Genomic DNA, 20,561 nt, shown 5'->3' with positions numbered 1-20,561 from the left:
ACGATGGCGGCCTAACAGTCGCCACCGCACTCTAGGTAAACTCCCGGCACTTTGTATGGGAACCACAGACATGACTGAAGACACCATCAAGCGCCGGGCACGCGGTCTGGACCGGGCGTTCGATATCCTCGATTTCCTCAAGGAAATCGGCAAACCCCTGCGCCCGAATGAAATCGCCAGCGGCATCGGCAGCCCGAAATCCACGGTCTACGAACTGGTCGCGTCCTTGCTGGAACGGCGCATTCTGGAAGCCGTGGGCAAGGACGGGCACGTCTACCTTGGCCGTCAGTTGTACTTCCTCGGGCAGGCGCATTTGCGTCATTTCGACCTGACCCGCGAGGCCGATCACGCCTTGCAGGAGATCGTCAGCCAGACCCACGAAACCGCCCAGATGTGCCTGCTCAATGGGCGCAAATACACCGTGGCATTGATGAAGGAGGGCGAGCGGCATTTCCGCATTTCTTCGGATATCGGCGAAAACGCGCCGATTCCCTGGACCGCTTCCGGGCGCCTGCTGTTGGCGCATTTGAGTGACGAAGAAATCGTCGACCTGATCGACCACGACGATTTCATCCTGCCCAACGGCGAACGCCTGCCGCTCGAACAGTTCCTGGCTGAAATCCGTCAGGCTGGCATCGACGGGTTTTTCTCCTTCGATAGCGTCGCCGACACCTTTACCCATTGCTTCGCCGCCCCGGTCAAAGACCCTAATGGCGTGGCCATTGCGACCCTGTGCATCGTGGCCCCACGGGCCGATGCCAAGACCCATTACAACGACTATCGCCGGGTGCTGATCGACAACGCCAACAACCTGGCCCGGCGTATCAACGAATAAATGCGGCTGCCTGCGGCCGCGAATGTGAGGAGTTCGACCATGTCTACTGCCAACAATACTGCCGCCGTGGAAAAGGGCTTTGCCCAAACCGGCGCCAATCTGGTCCGCGATGTCAGCCTGCCGGCGCTGGTGCTGCACCGCGAAGCGCTGGAACACAACATTCGCTGGATGCAGAACTTTGTCAGCAACAGCGGCGCCGAGCTCGCGCCCCACGGCAAAACCAGCATGACCCCGGCCTTGTTTCGCCGCCAACTGGATGCTGGCGCCTGGGGCATCACCCTGGCCAGCGCCACACAAACCCGTGCGGCGTATGCCCATGGCGTGCGTCGGGTGCTGATGGCCAACCAATTGGTCGGTACGCCGAACATGGCGCTGATCGCCGATCTGCTGGCGGACCCGACGTTCGATTTCCATTGCATGGTCGATCACCCGGACAACGTCGCTGACCTCGGCGCCTACTTCGCCTCACGCGGCGTGCGCCTGAACGTGATGATCGAGTACGGCGTGGTCGGCGGTCGTTGCGGTTGCCGCACTGAAGACGAAGTCATCGCACTGGCCCAGGCTATCAATGCGCAGCCGGCGCTGGCCCTGACCGGCATCGAAGGCTACGAAGGCGTGATCCATGGTGATCACGCGGTCACCGGCATCCGCGCATTCGCCCAGTCATTGGTGCGTTTGGCTGTGCAGTTGCAGGACAGCGGCGCGTTTGCGATTGCCAAGCCGATCATCACTGCATCGGGTTCGGCCTGGTATGACTTGATTGCCGAGGAGTTCGAAGCACAGAACGCTGGCGGGCGTTTCCTCAGTGTGTTGCGTCCGGGCAGCTACGTGGCCCACGACCATGGCATCTATAAGGAAGCGCAATGCTGCGTGCTCGACCGCCGTAGCGACCTGAATGAAGGCCTGCGCCCGGCGCTGGAAGTCTGGGCGCACGTGCAGTCGATGCCGGAACCGGGTTTTGCGGTGATTGCCCTGGGCAAGCGCGATGTGGCCTACGACGCCGGTCTGCCGGTGCCGTTGCTGCGTTACAAGCCCGGTGTGGTGCCGGCGAAAGGCGAGGACGTCAGTGCCTGCAAGGTGACGGCGGTGATGGACCAGCATGCGTTCATGACCGTGGCGCCGGGGGTTGAGTTGCGGGTGGGCGACATCATTTCGTTCGGTACTTCGCACCCGTGCCTGACGTTCGACAAGTGGCGCACGGGGTGTCTGGTGGATGATCAGATGAATGTCATCGAAACCATGGACACCTGTTTCTAAGGCTCCGGACCGAGGCGCGGCCTTCGCGAGCAAGCCCGCTCCCACATTAGATCTCGGGAGTTCACAAGATTAATGTGGGAGCGGGCTTGCTCGCGAAGGCGGCCTGACAGAAAACACAGAAACACCAGAGACCCCACAACATGCACACCATCAACACCCTCGGCCCCAACACCCCGCGCATCGCCCTGATCGGCGAATGCATGATCGAGCTGCAACAACGCGCCGACGGCAGCCTGCAACAAAGCTTCGGCGGTGACACCCTGAACACCGCCGTCTACCTGTCCCGTGAGCTGGGCGCGAGCGGCATCGTCGATTACGTCACCGCCCTGGGCGACGACAGCTTCAGCGACGCGATGTGCCAGAACTGGGCCGGCGAAAACATCGGCCTGGGCATGGTCCAGCGTTTACCGGGACGTTTGCCCGGTTTGTATTGCATCCAGACCGACGCCGCCGGCGAGCGCCGTTTCCTTTACTGGCGCAATGAAGCGGCGGTGCGCGATTGCTTCACCACGCCGGCCGCCGCGCCGATTCTGGCGGCGCTGCCGGATTACGACGTGCTGTATTTCAGTGGCATCACCCTGGCGGTGCTTGGTGTGCAAGGTCGGGAGAAGTTGCTGGAAACCTTGATCGAAGCCCGCCAGCGAGATGCGCGTATCGTCTTCGATAACAACTACCGGCCACGCTTGTGGGCTACTGTTGAAGAAGCGCGCGCGGCGTATCGCAGTGTGTTGCCGTATGTGGACCTGGCGTTGCTGACGGTTGAGGACGAGCAGGCGTTGTTCCATTTTTCCAGTTGTCAGGCAGTGTTCGATGCTTACGAACAGATCGGCACGCCGGAAGTGGTGCTCAAGCGCGGTTCAGACGCGTGCCTGATTCGCTGTGACGGCGAGTCGTTTGAAGTGCCGGCCCAAAAGGTCGAGCGTGTTGTTGATACGACGGCGGCGGGGGATTCGTTCAGTGCGGCGTACCTGGCCAGTCGGCTCAAGGGCGGGAGCGCGGTTGAAGCGGCTGAGGCGGGGCATCGGTTGGCGAGTCGGGTGATTCAGGTGCCCGGAGCGTTGATCCCCAAAGATTGAAATGCAATTTTATGGTGAGGGGGCTCCCTCACCACAGGTAAGTGTCTAGCCAGAAATGTTGGTGAGCCAACCGCTCAATCCCGGTAAAACACCTGCACCAGGTGATACCCGAACTTGCTCTTGATCGGCCCATGCACCACCCGCAGCGGTTTCTTGAAAATCACCGCATCAATCACCCCGACCATCTGCCCCGGGCGCACTTCACCGAGGTCGCCGCCGCGCTTGCCGGACGGGCAGGTGGAGTACTTTTTGGCCAGCACATCGAACGCTTCACCCTTGGCGATGCGTTGTTTGAGCTGCTCGGCTTCTTCCGAGGTTTTCACCAAAATATGGCGGGCTTGAGCTTTCATGGGGCGTACCTTGCAACGTGCTGACAGCGGGGCGGGCGATTATGCCTCAACTCACTCGGGTTGGCCGATCATCGTGCGAATCTTGTTAGCCAGCAAGTCAATGGAGAAGGGCTTGGCCACCATGTCCATGCCTTCCTCCAAAAAGCCCTGGCGTTCGGCGGCTGTTTCCGCGTAACCGGTCATGAACAGCACTTTGAGGTCCGGGCGACGCTGGCGGGCGATCTCCGCCAGTTGCCGGCCGTTCATGCCCGGCAGCCCGACATCGGTCACCAGCAAATCAACGCGCAAATCCGATTCGAGCAATGGCAGGGCGGTCTTCGCGTCTTCGGCTTCGTGAGCGTGGTAACCCAGCTCATTGAGCAAATCGAGTACCAGCATGCGCACCGCCGGATCGTCTTCCACCAGCACCACGGTTTCACCGGCAATCGCCGCCGGCGCCTCGCCCGTGACCGGCATCAGCACGTCTTCCGGTTCCATGGCATGCAAGCGCGGCAAATACAGGCGCACGCTGGTGCCCTTGCCCGGCAGACTGAACAGGCTGACATGCCCGCCCGATTGCTGGGCGAAGCCGTAGATCATCGATAACCCCAGCCCTGTGCCTTGGCCGATGGGTTTGGTGGTGAAGAACGGGTCAAATGCCTTGGCCAGTACCGAGGGGGTCATGCCGGTGCCGTTGTCACTGACGGCAATCATCACGTAATCCCCGGCCTTGACCGGTTCCAGTGTGGTGATGTCGCTGCTGTCGAGGTAAACGTTAGCCGTTTCAATCAGCAGTTGGCCGCCATCGGGCATCGCATCGCGGGCGTTTATGACCAGGTTGAGCAGGGCGTTTTCCAGTTGGCTGACGTCGGTGCTGATCGGCCAGACCTCATCGGCCAGTTGCAGTTTGAGTTCGATATGGTCGCCCTTGGTCCGGCTGAGCAGATCCTCCAGGGAAAGCACCAGTTCATTGGCGTTCAGCGGTTTGCGATCCAGTGACTGGCGACGGGAGAACGCCAGCAGGCGATGGGTCAACGAGGCGGCGCGGTTGGCCGAGGACACGGCGGCTTCGGTAAAACGGCCGATCTCGTGGGTGCGCCCGTCGGCGATATAACGCTGCATCAAGTCGAGACTGCCGATGATCCCGGTGAGCATGTTGTTGAAGTCATGGGCGATACCGCCGGTGAGCTGGCCGACCGCTTCCATTTTCTGTGCATGGCGCAAGGCGTCTTCGGCGCGCTCGCGTTCGATCATCTCGTTCTGCAAACGCTGATTGGCTTCGGCCAGTTGCTGGGTGCGGGCGGCGACGCGTTCTTCCAGGGTTTCATTGAGATTGCGCAAGGCTTCTTCGGTCTGTTTGCGCTCGGTTTCGTCGATCACAAAAATGTAGAACCCATTCACCGCGCCGTCCGCACCATGGCGCGGCAGGTAATTCATCAGCGCGTGCCGCAGGCTGCCGTCACGGTGTGGCGTGCTGATGCTGAAACAACAAGGCTTGCCCTTGAGCGCCTCGGCAATGTGTTCCGCGCGCAAGGCATAGGCCTCGTCTCCCAGCACCTCACGAATGGTTTTGCCAAACAGTTCCTGCGGCGTCAGGCCATACCAGTCGAGGTAGGCCGAATTGTTCAGGCGGAAACGCTCTTCGCTGTCGACATAGCTGATCAGGATCGGCATCGCGTTGATGATCAATTGCAGCTCGGTCTGGCTCTGGCGCAAGGCCTGTTCGGTGCGTTTGCGCTCGGTCAGGTCCAGCGCGGCGCCGAGAAAACGCATCGGCCGGCCGTGGTGGTCCTTGTAGCAGCGCCCTCGGGCAAACACCCAGCTCAACTGCCCGTCGGGTTGCAGCAGGCGATATTCCTCGGCGTACTCGGTGCCATGGGTGATGCAATGCTTGATGCTGCGCGTAATCATCGCCCGGTCTTCCGGGTGCACGCCCTGGAGGTAGGCGCTGATCGGCAACTTCCCGGCCATCGCCGGATCGATACCGTGCAGTTGGGCGAAATGGGCGTCGGCGAGAAAGCGGTCTTCGCTGATGTCCCAGTCCCAGGTGCCCACCGAGTCGGTCGCGGCCAAGGCCAGTTGCAGGCGCTGTTCGGTTTCACGCTGGGCCTTGAGGCTGGCGGCCGAGCGTTGTTCCAGTTCAAGGGCGATGCGCCGGCGTTCATTGGTTTCGATGGCGGTGACCAGAATGCCTGCCACCTCGGCGCTTTCATCGCGGATCGGACTGTAGGTCAAATCCAGCCAGAAGTCGGAATCACCACCGTCACGTTGCAGGGTAAAGCGCTGCTCACTGTAGGTGCGCACCTGGCCCTGTAGGACGGCGCTGTAAATCGGGTCGGTAAAGTCCTGGAGTTCTGGCCAGATCTGGTGCGTCGGCTGTCCGAAAGCGTGTGGATGTTTGCTGCCGGCGAGCAGGGCAAAGCCATCGTTGTAGATTTGCGTCAGCTGCGGTCCCCACAGCAACAGCATCGGCATCGGTGAGTGAATCACGATGTCGACGGCGGTACGCAGGCTCTGCGGCCAGGTGCCGGCAGGGCCCAAAGGGGTCTGTGTCCAGTCCAGTCGGGCAATCAAGGCCTGGGCATCGCTGCCGGTGGGTGATGCGTTCATCAAGTGGTCCTGCGCTTAAGTCGGTGTGGCGGCGTCAACTATCCTCGTAGGGCAGTAGACGCTGAATGACCCGTTTTGGGTCATTATTTTTTCATTGAATGCTTCGCGGGTGCTTTTTGCCATGGAAATCGATGCACTGTTAACACGGCTGGCCAAACATAATGGCGCTGATCTTTACCTGTCCACGGGAGCGCCGCCCAGCGCGCGGTTCGACGGCGTGCTCAAACCCCTGAGCGATCAGCCGTTCAAACCGGGTGAAGTGGCGGCGATTGCCGCGAACATCATGGACGCCGAACAGCGTCTTGAGTTCGACCGTGAGCTGGAAATGAACCTGGCCCTGTCGCGGCCGGGGATCGGGCGCTTTCGGGTCAATGTGTTCAAGCAACGCAACGATGTGTCCATTGTGATCCGTAACATCAAACTCGACATCCCGCGTTTCGAAGACCTCAAGTTGCCGCCCGTGTTGCTGGACACCGTGATGCTCAAACAAGGCTTGATGCTGTTCGTCGGCGCCACCGACTCGGGCAAGTCGACATCGCTGGCGGCGTTGATCGATTACCGCAATCGCCACAGCAGCGGCCATATCGTCACCATTGAAGACCCGATCGAGTACATCCACCGGCACCAGCAGTCGATCATCAACCAGCGTGAAGTCGGGGTCGACACCCGAAGTTTTCATGCCGCGCTGAAAAATACCCTGCGCCAGGCGCCGGATGTGGTGCTGATTGGCGAAATCCGTGATCGCGAAACCATGGAGCATGCGTTGGCATTTGCCGACACCGGTCATCTGGTGATTTCCACCCTGCATGCCCATAACGCCCATCAGGCGCTGGACCGCATCATCAATTTCTTCCCCGAAGAACGTCATACGCAACTGCTGCATGACCTGGGCAACAACCTCAAGGCGTTCGTCTCCCAACGCCTGGTGCCGACCCGCGATGGTCAGCGCCGGGCGGTGGTGGATGTGATGCTGGGCACGCCGACCATTGGCGATTTGATTCGGCGCAATGAATTTGCCGAGTTGAAAGGCATCATGGAGAAGTCTACGGAGTTGGGGATGCAGACGTTTGACGGGGCGCTGTATGCGTTGGTTGTGGAAGGGGCGATCAGTGAGGAGGAGGCGTTGAAGCATGCTGATTCGGTGAACAACCTGCGGTTGCGGTTGAAACTGCATGCGGATGCGTCAGCGCCCACTTCAGGTGAATGGGGATTAATGGACTGACACAAATCTAAACTTGTAGGAGTGAGCCTGCTCGCGATAGCGGTTCATCAGTCACCACCAATATTGGCTGACATACCGCTATCGCGAGCAGGCTCGCTCCCACAGGGGATCTTCTTCAGCTTTGGAGTTCAGGGCGGTTGCGGAATTGTTCCAGCGCCTCGGGATTGGCCAGGGCGTCGGTGTTCTTTACCTTCTGCCCATGCACCACATTCCTTACCGCCAACTCGACAACCTTGCCGCTGATGGTCCGTGGAATGTCACTTACCGCGACGATCTTCGCCGGCACATGCCGTGGCGTGGTGTTGGCGCGGATAACCTGGCGGATCTGCTGCTGCAAGGCTTCATCCAGTTCAACGCCGTCCTGCAAGCGCACAAACAGCACCACCCGCACGTCATCCTGCCATTGCTGACCAATGGCCACGCTGTCCAGCACCTGCGGGACTTTCTCGACCTGACGGTAGATTTCCGCCGTGCCAATGCGCACGCCGCCGGGGTTGAGCACCGCGTCCGAACGCCCGTGGATCATCATTGCGCCGTGCGGCAGTTGCTCGGCGTAATCGCCCTGGGCCCAGACACCGGGGAACTGGCTGAAATAGGAGGCGTGCAGCTTTTCCTGCTGCGGGTCATTCCAGAAACCGATGGGCATCGCCGGGAAGTGCCGGGTACAGACCAATTCACCTTTTTCGCCGATGACGGGTTGGCCATCGTCGTTCCAGACTTCAACCGCCATCCCCAGGCTCTTGCCCTGTATTTCGCCACGGCGCACCGGTTGAAACGGGTTGCCGTTCACAAAGCACGAAACGACGTCCGTGCCGCCGGACATCGACGCCAGGCAAACGTCGGGTTTCAGGTCGCGGTAGACATAGTCGTAACTCTGGGGCGATAGCGCGGAGCCGGTGCACAGCAGGGTTTTCAAGCTGCTCAGGTCATGGCTTTGCCGTGGCTTCACGCCGTTGCTTTCCACGGTCGCGAGGAATTTCGGGCTGGTGCCGAAGACGCTGACCTGCTCATCGTCAATCAGGTCGATCAAGCGTTCCGGGCCAGGATGAAACGGCGAGCCGTCGTACAGCACCACGGCGCTGCCCACGGCGAGGGCCGACACCAGCCAGTTCCACATCATCCAGCCGCAGGTGGTGTAGTAGAACAAACGGTCGCCAGCGCCGAGATCGCAATGCAGCCCATGCTCCTTCACGTGCTGCAGCAACACGCCGCCGGTGCTGTGGATGATGCATTTCGGCACGCCGGTGGTGCCGCTGGAGTAGAGGATGTACAGCGGATGCGCGAAGGGCACGGGGACGAAATCCGGCTCGCCGCCCGCGTCGTAGAAATCCTCCCACAACGTCACGTTGGCGTGGGTGTGGAAGTCGACGATGTGCGCCTGCGGCCGTGCATAAGGCACCACAATCAGCTGCTGCAAGGACGGCAGGCGGTCAAGGATTTCATTGATTTTGCCAGTCTGGTCGATGTCCTTGCCGGCGTAGCGGTAACCGGCGCAGGTGATCAGGACTTTCGGTTCGATCTGGCCGAAGCGGTCGATCACCCCTTGGGTGCCGAAGTCCGGCGAGGAACAGGACCAGATTGCCCCCAGGCTGGTGGTGCCGAGCATGGCCACCAGGGTTTGCCAGGTGTTGGGAATGCACGCAGCGACGCGGTCGCCGAGGCCGACGCCGGCAGCGATCAAACTGTGCTGGAACCCGGCGACATGTTCCGCCAGCTCTGCCCAGGTCAGGTGTTCACGCTGGCCGTTCTCGCCAATGGCAACCACCGCAATGGCATCGTCACGGCGACGCAGCAGGTGTTCGGCGAAGTTCAGGGTGGCTCCGGGGAACCACTGGGCGCTGGGCATGTGCGCGCCCTCGACCAGCACCGCGTCGGGCTGATCATGAAAGCGGATGTCGAAGAAATCGACGATGGCCTGCCAGAAATCTTCGCGCTGATCGATGGACCATTGGTGCAGGGCGGGGAAGTCATCGACGTGGAGGTGATGGCGCTGACTGATGGAACGCCGAAAGGCCTCCATGCGCGTCTTGGCGATGCGCTCGACGCCGGGTTGCCAGAGGATGTCGGACATGATTTGCCTCTTGTTCTATCTACATACACACGGGCTTTTGTGGCGAGGGAGCTTGCTCCCGCTCGGCTGCGCAGCAGTCGTAAACAGGTTGATGCAACCATTGGGGCGGCTACGCCACCCAACGGGGGCAAGCCCCCTCGCCACAGGGGACTGGTTACTGCGCCAACCACCCACCATCAATATTCCACGCCGCGCCACGCACCTGGCTACCGGCCTCGCTGCACAAAAACAGCACCAACTCACCCAGCTGCGGCGGGGTGACGAATTCCAGTGACGGCTGCTTCTCGGCCAGCAAATCATGCTGCGCCTGCTGCGGGTCGATCCCGGTCGCGGCGCGGTCATCAATCTGCTTCTGCACCAGCGGCGTCAACACCCAGCCCGGGCAAATCGCATTGCACGTCACGTGCGTCGTCGCGGTTTCCAGGCCCACCACTTTGGTCAAGCCGATCACCCCATGCTTGGCCGCCACGTACGCCGCTTTGCCCACCGAACCCACCTGACCGTGCACCGAGGCAATGTTAATGATCCGCCCCCAATTCTTCGCACGCATGCGAGGCAGGCACAGGCGGGTGCTGTGGAACACCGATGACAGGTTGATCGCGATGATCGAATCCCAGCGCTCCACCGGAAACTCTTCCACCGACGCCACGTGCTGGATGCCGGCGTTGTTGACCAGAATGTCGATGCCGCCGAATTCACGCTCGGCGTAGGCAACCATTTCGGCGATCTGTGCCGGGTCGCTGACGTCCGCCGGATGATGGCCGACCTTGCCGCCGAACTGCTGGACTTCGGCAATCACCTTGGAAGCATCGCCGAAACCATTGAGCACCACGTTGGCGCCGGCCTTGGCCAGGCTGAGCGCAATGCCCAGGCCGATGCCGCTGGTGGAACCGGTGACCAGTGCAGTCTTGCCTGTAAGAGTCGTCATGAATACCTCACACAATGCCAGTGGCGTAGAAAGTGCCGATGACCACGAAGACCGCCAGGGTCTTGATCAGCGTAATACAGAAAATGTCTTTATAGGCTTCGCGGTGCGTCAGGCCGGTGACCGCGAGCAAGGTAATCACCGCGCCGTTGTGCGGCAGGGTGTCCATGCCACCACTGGCCATCGCGGCCACGCGGTGCAGCACTTCCAGCGGAATGTTGGCCGCGTGGGCCGCCGCGATGAAGTCATTGGCCATGGCCGCCAGCGCGATGCTCATGCCGCCCGAGGCAGAACCGGTGATGCCCGCGAGCAAGGTCACGGTAATGGCTTCGTTGACCAATGGGTTGGGGATGCTCTTGAGCCAGTCAGCCAGCACCAGGAAGCCTGGCAGCGAAGCAATCACCGCACCGAAGCCATATTCCGACGCGGTGTTCATCGCCGCGAGCAACGCGCCGCTCACCGCACTTTTACTGCCTTCGGCGAGTTTGCTGCGAATCGCCTGGAAGCCGAACACCAGCACCATGATGATGCCCACCAGCAATGCCGCCTGAACCGCCCAGATCGCCGTCAGTTTGGCGATTTCGGTGGTGACCGGCGCGGCCATGCCCGGCAGCGCGAGGCTGTGGGTCTTGCCATACCACTGCGGGATCCATTGGGTGAACAGCAGGTTCATGATGCCCACGGCCAGCAGCGGCGACAGGGCGATCCACGGGTTAGGCAGCTTGATGTCGGCGGAGGTCTCCGGCTCGTTGCGCAACTCGGTGCCATAGCCTTCGCCGGCCCGTTGCGCCTTGTTGCGCTGACGCTGGAGAAACAGCATGCCGGTGCAGAACACAAAAATGGTGCCGATCAAACCCAGCCACGGGGCTGCCCAGGCGGTGGTGTTGAAGAAGGTGCTGGGGATGATGTTCTGGATCTGCGGGGTGCCGGGCAGGGCGTCCATGGTGAACGAGAACGCGCCGAGGGCGATGGTCGCCGGGATCAAGCGCTTGGGGATGTCGCTCTGGCGGAACATTTCAGCGGCAAACGGATAGACCGCGAACACCACCACAAACAACGACACGCCGCCGTAAGTGAGCAGCGCGCAAACCAGCACGATCACCAGCATCGCCTGGCGTGTGCCGAGCAGGCGAATGGCGGCGGCGACGATGGAGCGCGAGAAGCCGGACAACTCAATCAGCTTGCCGAACACGGCACCGAGCAGGAACACCGGGAAATACAGTTTGATGAAGCCGACCATTTTTTCCATGAACACCCCGGTGAAGGCGGGGGCGACGGCGGAAGGGTCGGTGAGCAGGACGGCGCCGAGGGCGGCAATCGGGGCGAAAAGGATAACGCTGTAGCCACGGTAAGCAGCGAGCATCAACAGCGCGAGGGCTGCCAAGGCAATGATCACACTCATGGTGTGTCTCCTGGATTGTTATTTTTGTAGGGTAGATCGTTGTGGAGGAAGGCTATAGCGAGATTCGTGCCAGATGGTTATGTCATTGAAATATAAGAATATTTGGTTTGTTTTGGATGAGTGTTTGAGAGGGTTGTCTCTTCATTGAGACTTGTTTTGAGGTGATTGCCTCATCGCGAGCAGGCTCGCTCCCACAGGGGGACTGCGTTCTCATGGGTAACTCGGTCAAACTGTGGAAGCGAGCCTGCTCGCGATGGTCTGTCTAACAATGGAGATGTATGTCTCTTTATGGAGACTCGGCAATCCCCAACGCCACCATCTTCTTGTACAACGTCGACCGACCCAGCCCCAGTCGCGCCGCCGCTTCAATCACCTTGCCCCCACATTGCGCGAGGGTAGATTCAATCAACTGCCGGTCAAACCGCTCTCGAGCCTGGCTAAACGTCTCGTGCGCAACCGGCTCAATCATCGGCGGTGTCGAGCGCTCGACCGGCGTGATGGTGCCAATCGCCGCACGAATCTCTGCGGCATCCAGCAGCAGGTCATCACTGAGCAACGCCGCCCGCTCCAAAACGTTGCGCAGTTCGCGAATGTTCCCCGGCCACGCGTGCTGTCCCAACAACTCCAGCGCCTCGCGGTGCAGTTCATGCTGACTGCGCAACTCTTCCAGAATCGCTTCACTGAGCGCCGGCAGGTCGTCGAGGCGATCACGCAGGGGGGGCACGTGGATGGGCAGCACGTTGAGGCGGTAATACAAATCCGCACGAAACTCACCGCGTTTGATCGCTGCTTCGAGATCGGTCGAAGTGGCTGCGATCACCCGCACATCACTCTGGATCACCTCGTTGGAGCCGACCGGCTCGAATTCCTTTTCCTGCAAAACCCGTAGCAATTTGCTTTGCAGCGGCAGCGGCATGTCGCCGATTTCATCCAGGAACAAGGTGCCGCCCTGGGCGATCTGCAGTTTGCCGACGCGGCCCTTGCGGTCGGCGCCGGTAAACGCGCCGGGGGCGGTGCCGAAAAATTCCGCTTCCAGCAACGATTCTGGAATCGCCGCGCTGTTGATGCTGACGAAGGCTTTGTGCGCACGCGGCGAAGCGCTGTGAATCGCCTGGGCCAGTAGCTCCTTGCCGGTGCCGGTTTCACCAAGCAGCAACACGGGTGACTCGGCACTGGCACTGCGCCGGGCCCGGCGTTTGACTTCCAGGCTGGCCGCGCTGGTGCCGATGAAATGGGCGAAGTTGTATTTGGTCTGGCGTGCCCGCAGCAGCGAGCGGGTCGACGCCAGTTCTTCCTGCATGCTCATGTAGCGCTTGAGCATCGGCGACAGGCTGCGCAATTCGTCGAACAACGCAAAACCAATCGCGCCGATGACCACGCCGGCATCGTCGTGAATCGGCAGGCGCATGACCACCAGCGGTTCTTTGGGCGTGTCTTGCATGTCGAGCAAAATCGGGCGTCCGGTGCGTACCACTTCACGCAGCAAGCTGCCGGGGATTACGCTTTCGCAGGCCTTGCCGATTGCCACTTCCGCCGACTCCAGGCCGAAACGCCGGGCATAGCGCTCGTTCATCCAGACGATGTTGGCATCGCGGTCGACAATCACCGTGCCTTCGCTGGACTGCTCGATGATCTCGAACAGCGAGCGGATTGCCAGCAGGCGGACACGCTGGTAGTCCTTTAGGCTTTCGGTGGTGTTCATGGTGGTCTTGTCCAAAATGTTTGGTGTCTGGGCGGGCCTCTTCGCGAGCAAGCCCGCTCCCACATTAGACCGCGATCCCATGTGGGAGCGGGCTTGCTCGCGAAGGCCGCGACTCGGTCTTGCGACTACCGTGCATGCGCCGCCGCCAACAGCTCTTTGGTGTACGGATGCTGCGGTGATTCAAACACTTCATGGCTGGCACCGCTTTCCACCACTTTGCCGTCCTTGATCACGATCATGTCATGGGCCAGGGCGCGCACCACTGCCAGGTCATGGCTGATAAACAAATACGTCAGGCCGTGTTTTTCCTGAAGCTGGCGGAGCAGGGCGACCACCTGCTTTTGTACGGTACGGTCCAGTGCCGAGGTTGGCTCGTCCAGCAGGATCAGCGCCGGTTTCAGCACCAGCGCCCGGGCGATGGCGATGCGTTGACGTTGGCCACCGGAAAACTCATGTGGGTAGCGATGACGGCTTTGCGGGTCGAGGCCGACTTCTTCAAGCGCCCGAATCACTTCGGCCTTGCACTGTTCATCGGTCAACTGGCTGTGCACCTCAAGGCCTTCGCTGATGATCTGTGCCACCGACATGCGCGGGCTGAGGCTGCCATAAGGGTCCTGGAACACCACCTGCATTTTCTTGCGCCACGGCCGCAACTGCTTTTGCGTCAGGCCATCCAGCGCCGCACCCTGAAAGCGGATGCTGCCTTGGGAGTCGAGCAAACGCAGGATCGCCTGACCGAGCGTCGACTTGCCCGAGCCGGACTCGCCGACGATGCCCAGTGTCTTGCCGCGCTGAATGTTGAGGCTGATCCCGTCCACCGCATTGAGGTAGGTCTTGCGCTGGAACAAGCCGCCACTGAGGGCAAACTGCACGCGCAGGTTATCTACCTCGAGCACGTTTTCGCGTTCATCGCGGGGCAGGGCTTCGCCCTCCGGTTCGGCGTTCAACAGCAAGCGGCTATAAGGGTGCTTCGGCTCGGTGAAGATCGTTTCGCAGGTGGCTTGCTCGACGATTTCCCCGGCCTTCATCACGCACACGCGCTGGGCAATGCTGCGCACCAGATTGAGGTCGTGGCTGATCAGCAGCAGCGACATGCCGAGCCGTTGTTGCAGGGATTTGAGCAGGATCAGAATCTTGCGCTGTACCGTGACGTCCAGCGCGGTGGTCGGTTCGTCGGCGATCAGCAACTCAGGCTCGCAGGCCAGGGCCATTGCGATCATCACCCGTTGACGTTGGCCACCGGAGAGCTGATGCGGATACGCCTTGAGCCGCTCCTTGGGCTTCTGGATACCGACCAGGTGCAACAACTCAAGAATCCGTGCTTGCGCCGCTTTGCCGGTCAGGCCTTTGTGCAGCAGCAGGGTTTCGCCGATCTGTTTTTCAATACTGTGCAGCGGATTGAGCGAGGTCATTGGCTCCTGAAAAATCATCGCGATCCGGTTGCCGCGCAATTCACGCAGCACATTGGCCGGGGCGCCGAGCAACTCCTTGCCGCGATAGCGAATGCTGCCGGTGGATGCGGTACCGGTTTCGGGCAGCAATTGCAGGATCGAATGCGCCGTCACCGATTTACCGGAGCCCGACTCGCCGACCAGCGCCAGGCATTCGCCGGGGCGGATGTCCAGGCACAGGTTGCGCACCACGATTTCGCCGCTGAAGGCGACGCTGAGGTCACGGATTTCGATCAGGGGGGTACTCATATCAACCGTCCGCGTCAGGATCTCGGATCGAAGGCATCACGTAATGCCTCGCCGATAAACACCAGTAAAGAAAGGATCAGCGCCAGGGTGAAAAACGCCGTCAATCCCAGCCATGGCGCTTGCAGGTTCTGCTTGCCCTGACCGATCAGCTCGCCGAGGGATGCGCTGCCGGCCGGCATGCCGAAACCGAGGAAGTCCAGTGCCGTCAGAGTGGTGATCGCCCCGGTCAGAATGAACGGCAGGTAACTCAGGGTCGCGTTCATCGCGTTGGGCAGAATGTGCCGCACGATCACTTTGCTATCCGACAGGCCCAGCGCCCGGGCGGCTTTGACGTACTCCAGGTTGCGCCCGCGCAGGAACTCGGCGCGCACCACGTCGACCAGCGCCAGCCAGGTAAACAGCGCCATCATCCCCAGCAACCACCAGAAATTCGGTTCGACAAAACCGGACAGGATGATCAGCAGGTACAGCACCGGCAGCCCGGACCAGACTTCCAGCAAGCGCTGGCCGATCAGGTCGACCCAGCCGCCGTAATAGCCTTGAAGGGCGCCGGCGGCAATGCCGATCAGGGCGCTGACAAAGGTCAGCATCAACGCAAACAGGATTGACACGCGCGCACCGAAAATCACCCGGGCCAATACATCCCGGGCCTGATCGTCGGTGCCCAGCCAGTTCACGTTCGAGGGCGGGCTCGGTGCCGGTTTGTTGAGGTCATAGTTGGGCGTGTCGTCACTGAACGGGATGGGCGGGAACAGCATCCAGCCGCCGTCCTTTTTGATCAGCTTCTGCACATAGTCGCTGCGGTAGTCCGCCTGGAACGGCAGTTGCCCGCCGAACGCCTGCTCGGTGTAGCGTTTGAACACCGGGAAATACAACTGGTCCTGATAGCTGACCACCAGTGGCTTGTCGTTGGCGATCAACTCGCCACCCAGGGTCAGCGCAAACAGACCGATGAACAACCACAGCGACCACCAGCCCCGGCGGTTTTTCTTGAAGCGTTCAAAACGGCGACGGCCCAACGGCGAGAGCTTGAACATCAGGCATTCCTCGCAGCGAAGTCGATGCGCGGATCAACCAGGGTGTAGCAGAGGTCGCCGACGAGTTTTATCAGCAGGCCGAACAGCGTGAAGATAAACAGCGAGCCAAACACCACCGGATAGTCGCGCGAGACGGCGGCTTCATAGCTCATGCGGCCGAGGCCATCGAGGGAGAAAATCACTTCGATCAGCAAGGAACCGGCGAAAAACACGCTGATGAACGCCTGCGGTATGCCCGACACCACCAGCAACATCGCATTGCGGAACACGTGCCCGTACAGCACCCGGCGTTCGCTCATGCCTTTGGCGCGGGCGGTGATCACGTATTGGCGGGTGATTTCATTGAGGAACGAGTTTTTGGTGAGGATGGTCAGGGTGGCGAAACCGCCAATTACCAGCGACGTCACCGGGAGCACCAGGTGCCAGAAGTAGTCGGCGATTTTGCCCACGGTGGACAGCGAGTCGAAGTTGTCAGAGACCAGCCCGCGCACCGGGAACCAGTTCAACGAGGTGCCGCCGGCAAAGACCACGATCAGGAACATCGCGAACAGAAACGCCGGCATGGCGTAGCCAATGATGATCGCGGTGCTGCTCCAGATGTCGAAATGGCTGCCGTGGTGCACGGCTTTGCGGATACCCAGGGGGATCGACACCAGGTAAGTGATCAGGGTCGCCCACAGCCCGAGGGAAATAGTCACCGGCATTTTTTCGAGGATCAGGTCAGTGACGGTGGCGCCACGGAAGAAACTCTTGCCGAAATCGAGCCGGGCGTAACTGGTGAGCATCAGCCACAGGCGCTCATGGGCGGGCTTGTCGAAGCCGTATTGTTTTTCGATGTCCTTGATCAGTTGCGGGTCCAGGCCCCGGCTGGCGCGCGAGGTGCCGTGCATGGTTTCACCGGACCCGCCCCCGATAGCCGCACCGCCGATGCCTTGCAGGTGCGCAATCGCCTGTTCCACCGGACCGCCCGGTGCGGCCTGGACGATGACGAAGTTGACCAACAGGATAATCACCAGCGTCGGGATGATCAGCAGCAAGCGCCGCAGTATGTAAGCCCACATCAGTGTGGCCCTCCGGGTCTGCCGCGGCTGATTTGCTCAGCCGTCATTTGCTGGTTGGTCAGCGGCGTGGTGCTGATTTCCCACCAGCTCTCGATGGCTTCGTCATTGCTGGCCTGCTCGTTGGGCCGACCGAAGCGGTTCCACCAGACCGTCGAGGTGCCCGGCGGGTAATAGTTGGGAATCCAGTAGTAGTTCCATTGCAGCACCCGGTCGAGCGCGTGGGCGTAACGCAGCATCTCCGGCTGGGAGGTGGCGCGGACCACGCCGGTGATCAAGGTGTCGACCGCCGGATTCTTCAGCACCATGTAGTTATTGGCGCCGGGGTCGTTGGCCGAGATCGAGCCGAAGTAATTGAACAGTTCGCCGCCGGGGGAGGTGGTGACCGGGTAACCGGTAACGATCATGTCGTAGTCACGGCTCATCAGGCGATTCACGTACTGGGACGAATCGATGCGGCGGATGTTCAGGTCGATGCCGATCTGTTTCAGGGTGCGCTTATAAGGCAGCAACAATCGGTCCATGCCGTTCTGGCTGACCAGGAAGGTAAAGCTCAGCGGCTCGCCCTCGGCGTTGACCAGTTGATCGCCATCGGGTTTCCAGCCGGCTTGTTCGAGCAGGTCCAGTGCTTGCAACTGCTTGTCGCGGATCACGCCGCTGCCATCGGTTTTCGGCGCTGCGAAGACCTGGGTGAACACCTCGTCGGGGATCTGTCCACGCAACGGTTCAAGAATCGCCAGTTCCGCCGCATCGGGCAGGTGCTGCGCCGCCAGGTCGGTGTTGGAAAAGTAACTCTGCTGGCGGATGTACATATCACGCATCATCTGCCGGTTGCTCCATTCGAAATCCCAGAGCATGGCCAAGGCCTGGCGCACTCGGCGATCCTGGAAAATCGGGTTCTGCAAGTTGAAGACAAACCCTTGCGCCGGTTGCGGTGCGTCTTGCGCCAGATGCGCCTTTTGCAGGCGACCGTCGCTCAGGGCGGGGCTCTCGTAGCCGATGGAATAGCCGGTGGCGGAGAATTCGCGGTTGTAGTCATAGGCGCCGCCACGCAGCACCTGACGGGCGACGTCGGTGTCGCCGAAGTACTCGATGCTGAAGTGATCGAAGTTGTAGAGGCCGCGGCTGACCGGCAGATCCTTGCCCCACCAGTTGGCGTCGCGCTCGAAGGTGATGCTGCGACCGGAGTCGACTTTGCCTGCCTTATAAGGACCACTGCCCAAAGGCGCTTCGTACCCGCCGCCGTTGGCGAAGTCGCGGGTCTTCCACCAATGCTCGGGAAACACCGGTAGCGTCGCGATGTCGAGGGGCAGGGTGCGGTTTTCGTTGCTTTTGAAATCGAACCGCACGACCAGAGGCGATTCGACTTCAACGCCTTTGACGTCCGCGAATTGGGTGCGATAGCGCAGGCTGCCCTGGGTCATCAGCAGGTTGTAGGTGTAGCGCACGTCTTCAGCGGTGATCGGCGTGCCGTCGGCAAAGCGTGCCTTGGGGTTGAGATAGAAGCGCAGGAACAGACCGTCGTCCGGGCGCTCCATCTTTTGTGCGACGAGGCCGTACACGGTGTAGGGCTCATCCAGCGAGCGCTGGGCCAGCGGCGAATAAAGCAAGCCGTCGATTTGCGTGACACCAATGCCCTTGTCGATGTACGGCAGGATATGGTCGAAGTGGCCAATTTCAATCGCCGAGCGACGCATCGTGCCGCCCTTGGGGGCTTGCGGGTTGGTGTAGGCAAAATGACTGAAACCGGCGGGATATTTCGCGGCTTCTCCATACACGGTCAGCGCATGTTGCGGTGCGGCATTCACACCGGCGGCGCCCAATAGCAGCGCCACGGCAGTGAACAATAAAGTGGGGAAAGCCAGTCGCATTGTCAGCCTTAGAGCCGGAGGATCGAAAAGCACAATTTGTACGCTAGCGGCGCATCCCTCGCCAGTCTAAAAACGTATCCGAAACACAACGGCCCACCAAAAGGCGGGCCGTTATGGGTAAAGCCTGGCGGATCGATCAGTCCTGACGACTGGTCACTTCCAGCAAGTGATAACCGAACTGGGTTTTCACTGGGCCTTGTACGACGTTGATTGGAGCGCTGAACACCACGGTGTCGAATTCCTTGACCATCTGGCCAGGACCGAACGAACCCAGGTCGCCGCCTTGACGGCTGGACGGGCAGGTGGAATTGGCTTTGGCGACTTCGGCGAAATCAGCGCCGCCTTCGATCTGGGCCTTGAGTTCGTTGCACTTGGCTTCCGAGGCAACCAGGATGTGACGGGCAGTGGCTTTAGCCATGGGAAAATTCTCCTTTCAATATTCAGTAAAGTGCGGAGCCTACCGGATTCAGTGACCTATTTCTCGTCAAAGTTCCGGACGGATTATAGGCCCGCGTTTCTCAGACGCTCGGCATGCTGCACATACAACGCCACGGGATCGATGGCTTTTCGATTCTGGCCGCCTGTATGGCCGAGGCTGCTCAGGTGATCCAGCGGATAGTCGGAGCGGATGACTTTCCCCAGGTGGGAGCTGAAGCGGCCGACTAAACCGTCATTCTGCTCCGCTTCCGTGGTGAAGTATTGAGAGAAGGCACGGAGGAATCCGTGCAGTGGATCGAGCGCTTTGAGGCCCTCATCGAGAAGGTTTCCCTGAAACGTGCCGCTCCAGGAGTAATAACGCACGCCGTTCACCACATCGCGGCCCTTGCCGCCCCAGGTCTTCGGCAACCCTTGAGGATACTTGTCGTTGAAAGCCCCTACGCCTTCAGTGGTCAGGGCATTGAGCGCGGCGACAGCATTCTGTGGCAAGTGCTGGTTGCCGCTGAGTAACGACACAAAATCGGCGAACAGGGTCGCCACCGTCGCGGCGACATGTTCCGGAAGACGACCGGGTGTCAGCGCCTTGCGCAGGAAGTCGGCCAGTTCCGAGCCGTGGTTCGGGCCACTGACCGATGTCACCGAAGCAATCGCATGGGGCGCTGTCGCCGCCGCATAGCGTGCCGCCAATGCTCCCTGGCTGTGGCCGATGAGGTTGACCTTGCTGGCGCCGGTTCCTTCCAGCACCCGTTCGATCTGTGCCAATAGCTGGTCACCACGTACTTCGTTGCTATGAGTAGCCGACAGGTGCGGGATGAACACCCTGGCCCCCGCACTTCGCAAGGAGTGCTTGACGTCATGGAAGAATTCGGTCGTGCCGATACGTTCGAAGCCGAAGAGCCCGTGGACCAGCAGGATAGGGTACTGGGTGGTTGCGTTCCGTAGCATGTTGATTCCTTTTTCGCGATCGTTCAGAGGTGTGCAGATGGGCTCACTCTAAAGCACCCCGGCAGCTCGGCGATGTATGAGGA

16 protein-coding genes are annotated in these 20,561 nt (G+C 60.6%); 4 read left to right on the top strand and 12 right to left on the bottom strand.

The window, feature by feature from the left end:
• Nucleotides 1-70 precede the first annotated feature (70 nt).
• From BK660_RS02005 to BK660_RS01995, 3 genes are all read left to right on the top strand, one after another.
• Entirely contained in the window at nucleotides 71-835 is a 765-nt protein-coding gene (locus BK660_RS02005; protein WP_123431838.1) for an IclR family transcriptional regulator, read from the top strand.
• A 39-nt stretch (nucleotides 836-874) separates the two neighbouring features.
• Nucleotides 875-2,092: an amino acid deaminase gene (locus BK660_RS02000; RefSeq protein WP_123431837.1), complete on the top strand. Its 1,218-nt coding sequence runs from the start codon at nucleotides 875-877 to the stop codon at nucleotides 2,090-2,092.
• A 140-nt stretch (nucleotides 2,093-2,232) separates the two neighbouring features.
• The gene (locus tag BK660_RS01995; protein ID WP_123431836.1) at nucleotides 2,233-3,168 is read left to right on the top strand and encodes a sugar kinase; all 936 of its coding nucleotides are present in this window, start codon (nucleotides 2,233-2,235) and stop codon (nucleotides 3,166-3,168) included.
• Between the two features lie 74 nt (nucleotides 3,169-3,242).
• Here BK660_RS01995 and BK660_RS01990 read toward each other — a convergent pair whose 3' ends face one another.
• Entirely contained in the window at nucleotides 3,243-3,518 is a 276-nt protein-coding gene (locus tag BK660_RS01990) for a peptidylprolyl isomerase (RefSeq protein ID WP_007898282.1), read from the bottom strand.
• Nucleotides 3,519-3,569: 51 nt separating this feature from the next.
• Entirely contained in the window at nucleotides 3,570-6,107 is a 2,538-nt protein-coding gene (locus tag BK660_RS01985) for a PAS domain-containing protein (protein ID WP_123431835.1), read from the bottom strand.
• 121 nt (nucleotides 6,108-6,228) lie between these two features.
• Here BK660_RS01985 and BK660_RS01980 point away from each other — a divergent pair, with 121 nt between their 5' ends.
• A complete protein-coding gene (locus BK660_RS01980; RefSeq protein ID WP_123431834.1) occupies nucleotides 6,229-7,329 on the top strand; it encodes a PilT/PilU family type 4a pilus ATPase in 1,101 nt (366 codons plus the stop codon).
• Nucleotides 7,330-7,444: 115 nt separating this feature from the next.
• Here BK660_RS01980 and BK660_RS01975 read toward each other — a convergent pair whose 3' ends face one another.
• The 10 genes from BK660_RS01975 to BK660_RS01930 form a co-directional block, all read right to left on the bottom strand.
• Nucleotides 7,445-9,400: an acetoacetate--CoA ligase gene (locus tag BK660_RS01975; protein ID WP_123431833.1), complete on the bottom strand. Its 1,956-nt coding sequence runs from the start codon at nucleotides 9,398-9,400 to the stop codon at nucleotides 7,445-7,447.
• A gap of 154 nt (nucleotides 9,401-9,554) precedes the next feature.
• Nucleotides 9,555-10,328, bottom strand: coding sequence for a 3-hydroxybutyrate dehydrogenase (hbdH, locus tag BK660_RS01970; protein ID WP_027923789.1), 774 nt, complete (start codon nucleotides 10,326-10,328; stop codon nucleotides 9,555-9,557).
• A 7-nt stretch (nucleotides 10,329-10,335) separates the two neighbouring features.
• Nucleotides 10,336-11,727: a GntP family permease gene (locus BK660_RS01965; RefSeq protein WP_059182858.1), complete on the bottom strand. Its 1,392-nt coding sequence runs from the start codon at nucleotides 11,725-11,727 to the stop codon at nucleotides 10,336-10,338.
• 286 nt (nucleotides 11,728-12,013) lie between these two features.
• The gene (locus BK660_RS01960; protein WP_123431832.1) at nucleotides 12,014-13,429 is read right to left on the bottom strand and encodes a sigma-54 interaction domain-containing protein; all 1,416 of its coding nucleotides are present in this window, start codon (nucleotides 13,427-13,429) and stop codon (nucleotides 12,014-12,016) included.
• A 125-nt stretch (nucleotides 13,430-13,554) separates the two neighbouring features.
• Nucleotides 13,555-15,129 (bottom strand): ABC transporter ATP-binding protein, encoded by a 1,575-nt coding sequence (locus tag BK660_RS01955; RefSeq protein WP_123431831.1) that lies wholly within the window; start codon nucleotides 15,127-15,129, stop codon nucleotides 13,555-13,557.
• Between the two features lie 14 nt (nucleotides 15,130-15,143).
• The gene (locus tag BK660_RS01950; RefSeq protein ID WP_123431830.1) at nucleotides 15,144-16,166 is read right to left on the bottom strand and encodes an ABC transporter permease; all 1,023 of its coding nucleotides are present in this window, start codon (nucleotides 16,164-16,166) and stop codon (nucleotides 15,144-15,146) included.
• Nucleotides 16,166-17,227, bottom strand: a complete 1,062-nt coding sequence (locus BK660_RS01945) for a microcin C ABC transporter permease YejB (protein WP_123431829.1) — start codon at nucleotides 17,225-17,227, stop codon at nucleotides 16,166-16,168. The genes BK660_RS01950 and BK660_RS01945 overlap by 1 nt, the downstream gene beginning before the upstream one ends.
• The gene (locus BK660_RS01940; RefSeq protein WP_123431828.1) at nucleotides 17,227-19,095 is read right to left on the bottom strand and encodes an extracellular solute-binding protein; all 1,869 of its coding nucleotides are present in this window, start codon (nucleotides 19,093-19,095) and stop codon (nucleotides 17,227-17,229) included. The genes BK660_RS01945 and BK660_RS01940 overlap by 1 nt, the downstream gene beginning before the upstream one ends.
• Before the next feature lie 136 nt (nucleotides 19,096-19,231).
• Nucleotides 19,232-19,513 carry a peptidylprolyl isomerase gene (locus tag BK660_RS01935; protein WP_008150918.1) on the bottom strand — a complete coding sequence of 94 codons (282 nt, stop codon included), beginning with the start codon at nucleotides 19,511-19,513 and terminating at the stop codon, nucleotides 19,232-19,234.
• Between the two features lie 83 nt (nucleotides 19,514-19,596).
• On the bottom strand, nucleotides 19,597-20,478 hold the full coding sequence (locus BK660_RS01930; RefSeq protein ID WP_123431827.1) for a lipase family alpha/beta hydrolase: 882 nt from the start codon (nucleotides 20,476-20,478) through the stop codon (nucleotides 19,597-19,599).
• Nucleotides 20,479-20,561 lie beyond the last annotated feature (83 nt).

It is taken from the genome of Pseudomonas brassicacearum, from assembly GCF_003732265.1.
Taxonomy (GTDB): Bacteria; Pseudomonadota; Gammaproteobacteria; order Pseudomonadales; family Pseudomonadaceae; genus Aquipseudomonas; species Aquipseudomonas brassicacearum_D.
This window is presented reverse-complemented; position numbering and strand designations above follow the sequence as displayed.